Source organism: Kitasatospora sp. YST-16 (genome assembly GCF_026802215.1).
GTDB classification, from domain to species: Bacteria; Actinomycetota; Actinomycetes; order Streptomycetales; family Streptomycetaceae; genus Kitasatospora; species Kitasatospora cineracea.
In genome coordinates, this window is record NZ_CP113837.1 from 6,346,824 (window position 1) to 6,359,561 (window position 12,738).

The window sequence follows — 12,738 nt, forward strand, 5'->3', positions numbered from 1 at the left end:
AGCCGGGCGCCCACCGCCGCGCGCTGATCCGACGCGAATCGCCGGACAACCCCTGCCGCCGGGCGGCACGGAAACAGCGACGTCCCGCGCTATTCCACTCGGTGTCAACAAGGGCTACTCTGCCAAACGCGCCAGTGATTACTGGCAGCGTCTGGTGCCACCCGCCCCCAGCCAGTGCCCCCACCCTCGCCAGGAGGCCCGCCCATGGCAGCCCGCAGCAAGAAGCCCCCCGCGCCCGGTACCGACCCCGGGTCGGAGCGGGCCGTCCCGCACGTCCGGGCCGCCGTCATCGGCTCCGGCTTCGGCGGTCTCGGCGCCGGCGTCCGCCTGCGCCGGGCCGGCATCACCGACTTCGTGATCCTGGAGCGCGCGGACTCGGTCGGCGGCACCTGGCGCGACAACTCCTACCCGGGCTGCGCCTGCGACGTGCCCTCGCACCTGTACTCGTTCTCGTTCGCGCCCAACCCCGAGTGGCCCCGGGTGTTCTCCGGCCAGCCCGACATCCGCGCCTACCTGGAGCGGATCGCCGACACCTTCGGCCTGCGCCCGCACCTGCGCTTCGGCGCCGAGGTCACCGAGCTGCGCTGGGAGGAGGAGCACACCCGCTGGCGGGTCACCACCGCGGCCGGCAGCTGGACCGCCGACGCCGTGGTCTCCGCCGCCGGACCGCTCGCCGACCCGCAGATCCCCGACCTGCCCGGCCTGGACGCCTTCCCCGGCAAGGTCTTCCACTCCTCCCGCTGGGACCACGACTACGACCTGGCGGGCAAGCGCGTCGCCGTGGTCGGCACCGGCGCCTCCGCCGCCCAGATCATCCCGGCGATCCAGCCGGCCGTCGGCCGCCTGACGGTCTTCCAGCGCACCCCCGCCTGGGTCCTGCCGCGCGCCGACCGCGAGGTGAGCGGCGCGGAGAAGTGGCTGCACGCCAAGCTCCCGCCGACCGGACTGCTGCGTCGGGCCGGGCTGTTCGCCATGCGCGAGCTGCAGGTCGACGCGTTCGTCCGCCGCCCGCAGCTGCTGAAGCTGGTCCAGCAGGTCGCGCTGCGGCACCTGCACAAGGCCGTCGCCGACCCGGCGCTGCGCGCCACCCTCACCCCCGACTACCGGATCGGCTGCAAGCGGATCCTGCTCAGCAACACCTACTACCCGGCGCTCGCCGCCCCCAACACCGAGGTGGTCCCCGGCGGCCTGCGCGAGCTGCGCGGCTCGACCCTGGTCGGCGCGGACGGCAGCGAGCACGAGGTCGACGCGATCGTCTTCGGCACCGGCTTCCACGTCACCGACCTGCCGATCGCCGAGCGGGTCTTCGGCATCGGCGGCACCTCGCTGGCCGAGAGCTGGAAGGACGGCATGGAGGCGCTGCGCGGCTCGACCGTGCGCGGCTTCCCGAACCTGTTCTTCCTGATCGGCCCGAACACCGGGCTCGGCAACAGCTCGATGATCCTGATGATCGAGTCCCAGCTGAACTACCTCATCGACGCGCTCACCACCCTCGACTCGCTCGGCGCCGCCGCCATGCAGCCCACCGAGCGCGCCCAGCGCCAGTGGAACCTGGAGCTCCAGCACAAGATGGGCCGCACCGTGTGGACCACCGGCGGCTGCCGCAGCTGGTACCTGGAGGAGAGCGGGAAGAACACCGTGCTGTGGCCCGGCTCCACCAGCGCCTTCCGCCGCGCCACCCGGCACGTCGACCTCGCCGAGTACGAGCTGATCAAACGAACCGCCCCCGAGCCCGTGGAGGTCGTGTCCGCATGAGCCGCATCCCCGCCGACTGCGTGCTGCCCGACCCGGCGGCCGTGCGCACCGTCCGCTCCGCCGACGGCGCCGAGCTCAACGTCGAGGAGTACGGGCCCGACGGCGCGCCGCTGGTCGTGCTCGCCCACGGCTGGACCTGCTCCACCGCGTTCTGGGCGCCGGTGGTCAACCGGCTGGCCGCCGACTTCCGGGTCGTCGCCTACGACCAGCGCGGCCACGGCCGCAGCCCCGCCCCCGCGGGCGCCGACGGGTACGCCACCGCCAAGCTCGCCGAGGACCTGGAGGCGGTGCTCACCGCGACCGTCCCCGACGGGCGGCGCGCCGTGCTGGTCGGCCACAGCATGGGCGGCATGACCATCATGGCGGCCGGCGGGCGCCCCGCCGTCGCCGGGCGCACCGCCGCCAACGTGCTGGTCAACACCGGCCCCGGCGAGCTGATCGCCGAACTGACCGTGCTGCCGCCCGCCGTCCGGGCCAGGGGCCTGCGCCGCTTCCTGCACCGGCAGATCCTGCGCTCCCGGCTCCCGCTCGGCCCGGTCACCGGCCTCACCCGGGCCGCCCTCAAGTACGCCACCATGGGCCCGGCCACCCCCGCCGACCGGGTCGAGGCGTGCGCGCAGGTGGTGCACGCCTGCCCGGCGCAGGTCCGCTTCCGCTGGGCGACCGTGCTCGACACCCTCGACGTGCACGACGGCCTGGCCCGGCTCGCCGCCCCCACCGCGGTGATCGCGGGCAGCCACGACAAGCTCACCCCGCCGGTGCACGCCCGCCGGATCGCCGCCGCCCTGGCCGACCCGCGCGGCCTGCTGGAACTGCCCGGCACCGGCCACATGAGCCCGGTCGAACGGCCCGCCGAGGTCGCCGCCGAGATCCGCCGGGTCGCCGCCCTGGCCGCCGAACCGTCAGCGGCCGAACCGTCGGTCGCCGAAGAGCCCCCGACCGCCGCAGAGCCCCCGACCGCCGCCGAACCGCGGGCCGTCGCCGAACCGCTGGAGGAGACCGCATGACCCCGCCGCTGTCCTCGCAGGTCGTCGTCATCACCGGAGCCGCCCGCGGCCTCGGCGCGCTGATGGCCCGCAAGCTCTCCGAACGCGGCGCCAAGGTCGCGCTGGTCGGCCTGGAGCCCGCCGAGCTGAAGGCGGTCGCCGCCCAGTGCGGCGAGCACGCCTCCGCCTGGGAGGCCGACGTCACCGACCTGGACGCGCTCACCGAGACCGCGAACCGGATCAAGGACCGGTACGGGCGGATCGACGCCGTGGTCGCCAACGCGGGCATCGCGCTCGGCGGCCCGATGCAGGACAGCGACCACCGGGCCTGGACCCGGGTGGTCGAGGTCAACCTGCTCGGCTCGGTCGCCACCGCCCGGGCCTTCCTGCCCGCGCTCGCCGAGAGCCGCGGCTACCTGCTGCAGATCGCCTCGCTGGCCGCGCTGACCCCGGCCCCGCTGATGTCCGCGTACTGCGCCTCCAAGGCGGGCGTCGAGTCCTTCGCGCACGCGCTGCGCGCCGAGGTCGCCCACCAGGGCGTCAAGGTCGGCGTCGGCTACCTGAGCTGGACCGACACCGACATGGTCCGGGGCGCCGACCAGGACGCCGTGCTGCGGCAGATGCGGGCCAAGCTGCCCTGGCCCGCCAACAAGACCTACCCGATCGGCCCCGCCGTCGACCGCCTGGTGGCCGGGCTGGCCCGCCGCTCCGCGCACGTCTACGCGCAGGCCTGGCTGCGCGGCATGCAGCCGGTCCGCGGCTTCCTGCCCGGCCTGATCGCGCTGGTCGGCTCCCGCGACGTGGCCCGGCTGGCGCCCGAGTTGAAGGCCACCGCCGCGACCCGGCTGGGCCCGGTCGGCGCGGGCGGGCAGGCGGACCAGGCGGCCCGGGAGGGCCGGCCGGCCTGACCCGGCGCTGCGAGACCGGACGGACCGTCGGCCCTGGAGGGGAGCCGGCGGTCCGTCCGGCGTTCCCGGCCGTCGTCCGGCGTTTCCGGGCGTCGTCCGGCGTTCCCGGGCGCCGTCCGGGGCCGCCGGGGGACCGGGACTGGGCAGCGGTTTTTCATGTCCTTATACCGTGTGACTAGTATCCGTCCGTCAGAGTCCTGTCAGATTCGACCAGTTGTGAACGACTGGTGTCGTCCCCAAGGAGAATGCCCTGCGCACGCGCGCTTCTCGGCGGATCAGAACGGGTCGGCTCTCGCTCCGCGCGACCCTGCTCGTCCTGGCGATCGTCCCCAGTGTGGCGCTGGCCGCCCTGTGGGCCGTCACCAGCGGACAGCTCCTGTTGGACTTCCAGCGCCAGGCGGCCCAGGGCCTGCTCGCGCAGGAGGCCGGGCAGCCGTCCAACATCGTCTACTACAACCTCCAGGAGGAGCGGCGCCTGAGCGCCGACGTCCTCGCCACCCACAGCGGGGTCACCGACGCGCTGCGCAGCCAGCGCGCCAAGACCGACCAGGCCATCCGCGACTTCCAGAAGGCGTCCGACGTGGCCGCCTCCGACGCCCCGGACGAAGTCAAGGAAGCCGTCGGACTGGCCCGGCAGTCCATCAACCAACTGCCCGCCCAGCGCGCCCTGGTCGACAGCGGCAGCGAGCAGCAGCAGGCCGCGGTCTACGGCTACTACACCGACCTGATCGCGGTCGACCTCAAGCTGTTCGCCGCGCTCAGCCACGTCGACAACGGGCAGATGACCACCATCTCCGCGCCGCTGGTCGACCTGTTCTGGGGCAAGGAGATGATCTCCCGCTCGGACGCCCTGCTGGCCCGCGGCTGGCCCACCGGCAGCCTGAGCGCCGAGGACTACCAGCAGCTGCGGCAGGCCGTCGCCGAACAGGACTTCCAGTTCGGCACCAAGGTCGCGCCCTACCTGGCCGCCGACCAGGCCGCCAAGTGGAAGCAGATCACCGGCAGTTCCGCCTGGAAGGCCAAGGGCGACGTCGAGCAGCAGCTGCTCAGGCCCGCCGCCGCCGACCGCAACGGCCGGATCGCCCTCACCGGCGACCAGAGCGCCTGGCGGCAGGCCGTCGACGCGCTCAACCCGCAGCTCGTCGACCTGCTCGAGTACCGCACCGCCTACGTGGTCGACCACGGCAAGAGCAGCATCATCTCGCTCGCCGTCCGGCTGGTCCTGACCACCGTCATCGGCCTGATCGCCGTCATCGTGGTCGCCGTCACCTCCTGGCGGATCACCCGCACCCTGCGCCGCCGGATCGGCCGGCTCCAGGAGCAGGCCGAGGACCTCCAGACCACGCTGCCCGCCGTCGTCGAACGGCTCGGCAACGGCGAACAGGTCGACCCGGAGGAGCACGCCCGGGCCGTCGCCCCCGACCCGTGGGGCCGCACCGGCGACGAACTCGCCAAGCTGGCCGAGGCGTTCAACCTGGCCCGGGCCAGCGCGGTGCAGTCCGCCGTCGCCCAGGCCGACCAGCACCGCGCCTACGAGCGGCTGCTCCAGCGGATCGCCCGCCGCACCCAGCAGCTGATCGGCCAGCAACTCAAGAAGCTGGACGAGCTCGAACGCCGCCACGAGGACCCGGAGTTCCTGGAGGGCCTGTTCGACCTCGACCACCTCACCGCGCGCCTGCGCCGCTACGAGGAGAACCTGGTCATCCTGGCCGGCGGCGCCCCGCACCGGCGCTGGCGCAAGCCCGTCCCGCTGCTGGACGTGATGCGCTCCGCCCAGGGCGAGGTGCAGGACTACCAGCGGGTCAGCATCGACCTGGAGGGCAGCCCGTGGATCTCCGAGCGGGCCGTCGGCCCGGTCGCCCACGTGCTCGCCGAGCTGATCGAGAACGCGCTGACCTTCTCCCGCCCGCCGAACCCGGTCGAGGTCCGGGCCGGCCGGGTCAGCCGGGGCGTGGCCATCGAGGTCGAGGACCGCGGCCTGGGCATGGAGGAGGACCAGATCGAGGGCGCCAACGCGATGATGGCCCGCCCGCCGCGCGCCGACGTGCTCGCCCGCGGCAACGACATCCGGCTCGGCTTCTACGTCGTCTCCCGGCTCGCCGAACAGCACGGCCTGCGGGTCGAGTTCCGCCAGTCCGCGTTCGGCGGCACCCGGGTCGTGGTGCTCGTCCCCGAGGAACTGATCGTCCCCGACCCGAACGCCCGGCCCACCATCGTCCCCGCCCAGCCGTCCGGCGGCCTGCCGACCCGCAACCGCGGCCAGGCCCTGGCCGGCGTCACCGCCCTCACCGCCGGGTCCGAACCGGTCTCGGTGTCCTACAGCCTGCCGTCGGCGGTCGAGGAGGCACCCGCCGTGGACCCGTACGCCCCCGCCGCCCCGTACCCCGCCGAGGAGCCGTACCCGCAGTACGAGCAGCTGGGCGCACCGCACGGGGAGCACCCGGCGGCCGGTTACGAGCCGTACCCGGCGACCGGCCACGAGCAGCCGTTCCCCGACGCGATCCTGCCGCTGCAGCCCGCGCCCACCCCGTACGCGCTGCCCGCCGGGCACCACCCCGAGCCCGCCGCGGCCGGTGCGTGGCCGCCGCCCGCCGGGCACCGGGAAGCCCCCGCCCCCTCCCTGCGTCGGCGTACCCGCCGCCCGGCGGCGAACCCCCGCTGCCGCGCCGGATCCGCCAGGCCAGCCTGGCCGACGAGCTGCGGATCGACCCCGCGGCCCCCAAGGAAGCGCCCGCGCCGCCCCGTTGGGACGAGAACCCGCTGTTCCGACCGGCCCCCGACGGGCCGGAGCAGCGATCGGGGCGTTCCAGCGGCGCTCCCGCGAGGCGCGCGGCGGCCAGGCCGCCCCGGGCGCCGACACCGCCGGCGGCACCGAGGGACGGACGGGCCCGGCCGACGGCTGGAACAACAACCACACCCCGACGGGAGAAGACCGGTCATGACGCGCACTACCGCCACCCACCAGGATCTCGACTGGCTGCTGGACGGCCTGGTGGACTCGGTGGCCGGCACCAAGAACGCCGTGCTGCTCTCCGACGACGGCCTCGTGGTCGGCCACTCCCGCAGCATCGACCGCTCCGACGCCGAGCGCCTCGCGGCCGTCGCCACCGGCCAGCAGAGCCTGGCCCGCGGCGTGGGCCAGCTGTTCGCGGGCGGCCCGGTGCACCAGGTGATCGTCGAACTCGCCGACCTCTGGCTGTTCGTCATCGCGGCCGGCTCGGGCACCCACCTGGCCGTGATCGCCTCGCAGGACGTCGACGCCGAGGTGATGTCGCTGGCCATGCACAACCTGGTCCAGCAGGTCGGCCAGAAGCTCAGCACCCCGCAGCGCGGCGACTTCGACGCGTTCGGGGTCCGCAGCGGGCAACGCGCGTGAACGCCCTGCCCTGGGACGACGAGTACGGGTACGAGGACGGGGACGACGGCGCCGACAGCATGGTGCGGCCGTACACGATCACCCGCGGCCGCACCGCGCCCGAGCGCGACGACTTCACCCTGATCACCCTGCTCACCAGCGTGCCGGCCCCGGTCGACGCCTACGGCGCGCCGGTCAGGCCCGCCCGGCTGCAGCCCGAGCACCGGATCATCATCGACCGGTGCCGGACCCCGGCCGCGGTGGCCGAGGTCGCCGCCGACCTCGACCTGCCGGTCTCGGTCACCAAGATCCTGCTCGGCGACCTCGTCGCGCAGGGCCTCCTGACGGCCCGGGCCCCGATCTCGGTGGCCCGGGCCGCGGGCGGCGCCGACCGCGGCCTGCTGGCCGCCGTACGTGAGGGCCTGAGGAGGCTTTGAGATGACCAGCACCCCGGCCGCCGCAGCCGCGGTCAAGATCCTGATCGCCGGCGGCTTCGGCGTCGGCAAGACCACCCTGGTCGGCGCGGTCAGCGAGGTCGCGCCGCTGCGCACCGAGGAGTACCTGACCACCGCCAGCGTCGGCGTGGACGACCTGTCCGGCGTCGACCAGAAGACCACCACCACCGTCGCCCTGGACTTCGGCCGGATCACCGTCAGCCCCGAGCTGGTGGTGTACCTGTTCGGCACGCCCGGCCAGGAGCGGTTCTGGTTCATGTGGAACGACCTGGTCAACGGGGCGCTCGGCGGCGTCGTCATCGCCGACACCCGCCGGCTGGAGACCAGCTTCGCCTCGATCGACTTCTTCGAGAGCCGCGGCATCCCGTTCGTGGTGGCGATCAACTGCTTCCACGGCGTCAACACCCGCTCCGACGCCGAGATCCGGGCCGCCCTCGACCTCGACCCGCACGTGCCGATGCTGGTCGGCGACGTCCGCGAGCGCTCGTTCGGCCGGGACGCCCTGCTGGCCCTGGTCGACCACCTGATGGCGCTGCCGGTCGGCTGACCCGGCGGCCCCGCCGCACCCGCACGGCCCGCGCCCCCGCCCGGGCCGTCCCCCGAACCCACGGAGAGACCATGGCAACACCCCTGCGCGTCCTCGTCCACGGCGGCGGCATCGGCGGCCTCAGCCTCGCGGTCGCCCTGGCCCGGCGCGGCCACACCGTCGAGGTGGCCGAGCTCCGCGAGCAGCTCGACGCGCTCGGCGTCGGCATCATCCAGCCCTCCAACGCGCTGCACGTGATGCGCGAACTCGGCGTGCTGGAGCAGTGCCTGGAGGTCGGCTTCGAGTGGGAGGTGCTGACCATCTGCGACCCGGCCGGCAACCCGCTGGCGAAGATCCCGCAGCCCCGGATGGACGGCGCCCCCGCCAACAACGGCATCCCCCGCCCGGCGCTGGCCGAGGTGCTCGGCCGGGCCGCCGCCGAGGCCGGCGCGACCGTCCGCTTCGGCACCACCATCGCCGAACTCGCCGACGACGGCGCGGGCGTGGACGTCACGCTGTCCGACGGCTCGACCGGCCGCTGGGACCTGGTGGTCGGCTTCGACGGCATCGGCTCGCCGCTGCGCACCCGCCTGTACGGCGACCGCTACCGCCCCGAGTACACCGGCTTCGCCAACTGGCGGGTCACCGTGCCCCGGCAGGACGAGGTGCAGGGCGTGGTGATGAGCACCGGCAACCAGGCCGCCAAGGCGCTGCTCACCCCGATCACCGACGAACTCATGTACCTGGGCGCGGTGTTCGCCGAGGCCGAGGACTTCCGCCCGGACCCGGAGCGGGCCCACGAGCAGCTCGCCGAGCGGCTGGCCGGCTTCGCCGGCCCGGTCGCCGAGGCGCTCACCCACGTCACCGACCCGGCCGCGGTGGTGTACTCGCGGATCTCCCAGGTCACCGTCGAGGAGCCCTGGCACGTCGGCCGGGTGGTGCTGGCCGGCGACGCCGCGCACGCCTCCACCCCGCACCTGGCGCAGGGCGCCGCGATGGCCGTCGAGGACGCCCTGGTGCTGGCCCAGGAGCTGGACGCCGCCGCGGACGTCCCGGCCGCGCTGGCCGCCTGGGAGGCCCGCCGCCGCCCGCGCGCGATGTTCGTCCAGTCGCTGTCCCGGGCCGTCCTCAAGCAGGAGACCGGCACGGCGACCACCCCCGAGGAGGACGAGCTGCTCAAGGTCGGCATCCCGGGCGCCGCCCACGTGCTGGTCAAGCCGTACTGACGCACCGTCACATGTGCTGCGGGGCCCGGCAGTTGCCGGGCCCCGCAGCGTTCCCCGGTCAGGCGCCGTGCACCGACACCTCGTTCAGCGAGTAGCCCCACTGGGTGGCCCGGGCGGTGCCGTGGAAGCGCACCCACCGGGCCGAGGTCGGGGTGAACGCGGCGGTGTCCAGCCCGCCGTCACCGGCCGAGGTCGACCACACGGTGCGCCAGTCGGTGCCGTTCGCGGACACCTCGATCCGGTACGACCGGGCGTAGGCCCGCTCCCAGTCCAGGGTCACCCGGTCCACCACCCGGGCGGTGCCCAGGTCGACGGCGAACCACTGGTCGTCGCTCCAGTCGCTGGCCCAGCGGCTGCCCCGGTCGCCGTCCACCGCCCGGCCCGGCTGGTACGAGACGAACGGGTTCCACTCCGAGGAGCTCGCCGAGGCGGCCGCCCCCGTCGCCAACTCCCGCCCCGCGTCGTGCACTTCGGTGGCCCGCCAGGTGGTCAGGTAGGACTGCGCGCCCTTCATCAGGTCGTCCACCACGCCCTGCCCGCCGGAGAGCCGGATCTGCTCGATCCAGTCCGGCAGCAGCCCGGCGTGCGCCAGGCCGTCGGTGTTGACGTCCCAGGTCCGGCTGCCGGTGACCTGCCGGTCCAGCAGCGAGCCGCCGTCCGCCGAACGGAACGGGTACGTCACGGCGTTGGGCGCACCGGTGCCGACCGGCCCCGGCCAGCCACCGACGCCGTTCAGGTCGCTGCCGTAGCCGTAGCCCACGCCGTACTGCTCGCGCAGCGCCTTGGTGCGGTTCGCCTCGGCCACGAAGGCGTTCGCGTCGTGCGGGTACTGGGCCGCGAACCCGCCCAGCTTGTACAGCCGTTCGGTCCAGTCCAGGTCCATCCAGCTGTGGCTGGACAGCACGCCCGGGTAGCCCTTGGACTCCAGGATCTCGAAGGCGCTGCGGGCCGCCTTGACGCTCATGTGGTCGACTTCCAGCATCATGTGCCGCTTGACCATGCCGTCGATCGCGTACGCGCCCAGGTCGGTCAGGCCGCGGGTGTTGCACTGCGCGGCGGCCGCGTAGGCGGGCAGGCTCACCCCGGCCGGCAGCAGGCCCTGGGCCTGCGCGGTGGGCAGGCCGATCGGGTTGTCGTGCTGCGGGCCGGTGCACGGCTCGGTGGCCCAGAAGGTGCCGGTGGACAGGAACTGCCCGGCGTTGACGGCCACCCCGGTGGTGCCCTCGTCGAAGCGCACCCCGCACAGCGCGTTGTCGAACTTGTGGCACAGGAACATGCTGCGCACGCCCAGCGCGTACAGCTCGTCCAGGCCGCGGTCGATCGCCGCCCGGTCGCACTGCGGCACGTCCAGCACCTGCTTGCAGCCGAACGGCTCGGAGGTCTCCACGCCGAGCACCACCGCCAGCTTGCCCTGGGCGACCACCCGGCGGGCCTGGTCGGAGTCGGTGACGATGCGGAACCAGCCCTTGCCGGGGCCGCCGTACATCCGGTCCACGTAGTCCTGGAGCTGGTAGGACTTCTTCGCCTCGGTGCGGATGGCTTCCATCTCGTCGCAGGGGCGGTCCTTGTACGGGTAGATCGAGCAGAGCAGCCCGTTGGTCACCAGGTCGTTGACCAGGATCCGCTCGCCGCCGCGCCAGGCCCGCTCCAGCCAGGCGTAGTAGTCCTGCTGGTGGCTGAGCGAGTCGTGGGCGGGCCAGTCGGCGAAGGTCGGCCAGCCGACCGGGTCGTGGTGGCCGTCGGCGCCGCCGGTGACGTTCTCGAACAGGGCGAGCGAACCGTCCGGGTAGTGCTCCGGGCAGTCCTTGAGGGCGTCCGCGACGCCCTGTTCGGAGAAGGCGGAGCCGCAGATCACCCGGCCGCCGAAGCCCTCGGCGGACATCAGGTGGTTGTGCGCGTCGACGAAGCCGCGGACGCTGCCGTCGGGGGCGGTGCCGTGCAGGGGCTCCCCGGTCACGTCGATCTGCGAGTCCGGCACCGGCCGGGCGGTGGGGTTCCACCACCCGTCGGCGGCCCGGGCGGTGGGGCCGGGCACGGCGCCGGCGGCGAGGGCGGCGGCGAGCAGCAGCAGCGGCAGCAGGCGGGCGAGGACGTTCCTGGCGCGGTGGTTCCCGGTCATGGTCACCTCTCGGCTCGGGGGAGGCGGCGGCGGGGGAGCGGTGCTCCGGGTGCGGTCCCCCGAGAATCCCGAGCGCCTGACGGGGCGTCAAGGCATCGGACCGGATTTACTGACCGGTCAGTACGGTCGGCCGGAGGGGAGACACGTCGACGAGTCGTCAACGTCCGGGCCCCGGACGCGCGTCGGGCCCGGCCCCGTGGGAGGGGCGGGCCCGGAGGTGCGGAGGCGGTGCCGGTCCGTCAGTGCCGCGCGGGGCGGCGGGTGCGGGCCGGCGGTGCGACTTCTATGGAGCGGGCATGGAGCCGAACGGACATCAGTTCTCCTGGGAGGGAAGGGCGCCGCGTGGGACGGCGGCGCTGCCCGAAACCGTAGGGTGATCGGACGAACGCCGGTGCGGGGCGCGCCGCCGACGCCCCGCGGGTCGCCCGAAGGGCCGAAGCGGTCCACCGTCCGGCCGGTCGGTGCGGCACCCGCCTACCGACCGGTACGGTCGGGGCCATGACCACCGCTCTCATCACCGGCGCCACCGCCGGCATCGGCGCCGCCTACGCCAACCGCCTGGCCCGCGACGGCCGCGACCTGGTGCTGGTCGCCCGCGACACCGAACGCCTCGCCGCCTCCGCCGCCGAACTCACCGCCCGCCACGGCGTCCGGGTCGAGACGCTGGCCGCCGACCTCGCCACCGAGGCCGGCATCGAGGCCGTCGAGCAGCGGCTGCGCGACGGCGACCGCCCCGTCGACCTGCTGATCAACAACGCCGGGTTCGGCCACCGCGGCACCTACCTGGACGTCCCCGTGCAGGACGAGCTCGACATGCTCAAGGTGCACATCGAGGCCGTGCTGCGGCTCACCACCGCCGCCGTCCCCGGGATGCGCGAGCGCGGCTTCGGCGGCGTCGTCAACGTCGCCTCGGTGGCCGCGTTCCTGCCGCGCGGCACCTACGGCGCGACCAAGGCCTGGGTGGTCAACTTCACCCTCGGCATCGCCCGCGACCTGGCCGGCAGCGGCGTGCGGCTGCAGGCGCTGTGCCCCGGCTTCACCCGCACCGAGTTCCACCAGCGGGCCGGCATGGGCACCTCCTCCATCCCCGGCTGGGGCTGGCTCACCGCCGACCGGGTCGTCGACGACTCGCTGCGCGACCTCGCCCGCAACCGCCCGCTCTGCGTCCCCAGCAAGCGCTACCGGGCCGCCGTCACCGCCGCCCGCCTGCTGCCCCCCGGCGGCCTCGGCAAGATCTCCAACACGGCGGGCCGCGACTACCGCAAGCCCTGACGGCCGCCCGGCCGCACCCGGAGCAGCGCCCTCCGGCACCCTCCCGGCCGGGGCGGAGGGTGCCGGTCGGGCAACGCCGGTGTGGCAGAGTGGTGGCGTAAGCGTCACGGTCGACAATATCGACCACCAGTTGCGG

The 12,738-nt window shown here is 74.3% G+C and carries 9 protein-coding genes; 8 read left to right on the forward strand and 1 reads right to left on the reverse strand.

Annotation, left to right across the window (positions count from 1 at the left end; translation table 11 throughout):
• The first annotated feature begins 204 nt into the window (after window positions 1-204).
• From OU787_RS28655 to OU787_RS28685, 7 genes are all read left to right on the forward strand, one after another.
• On the forward strand, window positions 205-1,755 hold the full coding sequence (locus OU787_RS28655) for a flavin-containing monooxygenase (protein ID WP_035956421.1): 1,551 nt from the start codon (window positions 205-207) through the stop codon (window positions 1,753-1,755).
• On the forward strand, window positions 1,752-2,762 hold the full coding sequence (locus OU787_RS28660; RefSeq protein WP_268661093.1) for an alpha/beta fold hydrolase: 1,011 nt from the start codon (window positions 1,752-1,754) through the stop codon (window positions 2,760-2,762). The genes OU787_RS28655 and OU787_RS28660 overlap by 4 nt, the downstream gene beginning before the upstream one ends.
• A complete protein-coding gene (locus tag OU787_RS28665; protein ID WP_030462165.1) occupies window positions 2,759-3,649 on the forward strand; it encodes an SDR family oxidoreductase in 891 nt (296 codons plus the stop codon). Before OU787_RS28660 ends, OU787_RS28665 begins: the two co-directional genes overlap by 4 nt.
• 334 nt (window positions 3,650-3,983) lie before the next feature.
• The gene (locus tag OU787_RS28670; RefSeq protein ID WP_268661094.1) at window positions 3,984-7,025 is read left to right on the forward strand and encodes a nitrate- and nitrite sensing domain-containing protein; all 3,042 of its coding nucleotides are present in this window, start codon (window positions 3,984-3,986) and stop codon (window positions 7,023-7,025) included.
• A gap of 59 nt (window positions 7,026-7,084) precedes the next feature.
• The gene (locus OU787_RS28675; RefSeq protein ID WP_035956428.1) at window positions 7,085-7,441 is read left to right on the forward strand and encodes a DUF742 domain-containing protein; all 357 of its coding nucleotides are present in this window, start codon (window positions 7,085-7,087) and stop codon (window positions 7,439-7,441) included.
• Between the two features lies 1 nt (window position 7,442).
• Complete coding sequence (locus OU787_RS28680) at window positions 7,443-8,006, forward strand: GTP-binding protein (protein WP_030462161.1); 564 nt, start codon at window positions 7,443-7,445, stop codon at window positions 8,004-8,006.
• 71 nt (window positions 8,007-8,077) lie between these two features.
• On the forward strand, window positions 8,078-9,211 hold the full coding sequence (locus tag OU787_RS28685) for an FAD-dependent monooxygenase (protein WP_268661095.1): 1,134 nt from the start codon (window positions 8,078-8,080) through the stop codon (window positions 9,209-9,211).
• Between the two features lie 58 nt (window positions 9,212-9,269).
• On the opposite strand, the gene OU787_RS28690 is transcribed toward OU787_RS28685, so the two are convergent.
• On the reverse strand, window positions 9,270-11,330 hold the full coding sequence (locus OU787_RS28690; RefSeq protein WP_268661096.1) for a discoidin domain-containing protein: 2,061 nt from the start codon (window positions 11,328-11,330) through the stop codon (window positions 9,270-9,272).
• A gap of 498 nt (window positions 11,331-11,828) precedes the next feature.
• On the opposite strand from OU787_RS28690, the gene OU787_RS28695 reads away from it, so the two are divergent.
• Window positions 11,829-12,602, forward strand: coding sequence for an SDR family NAD(P)-dependent oxidoreductase (locus OU787_RS28695; protein ID WP_030462158.1), 774 nt, complete (start codon window positions 11,829-11,831; stop codon window positions 12,600-12,602).
• Window positions 12,603-12,738 lie beyond the last annotated feature (136 nt).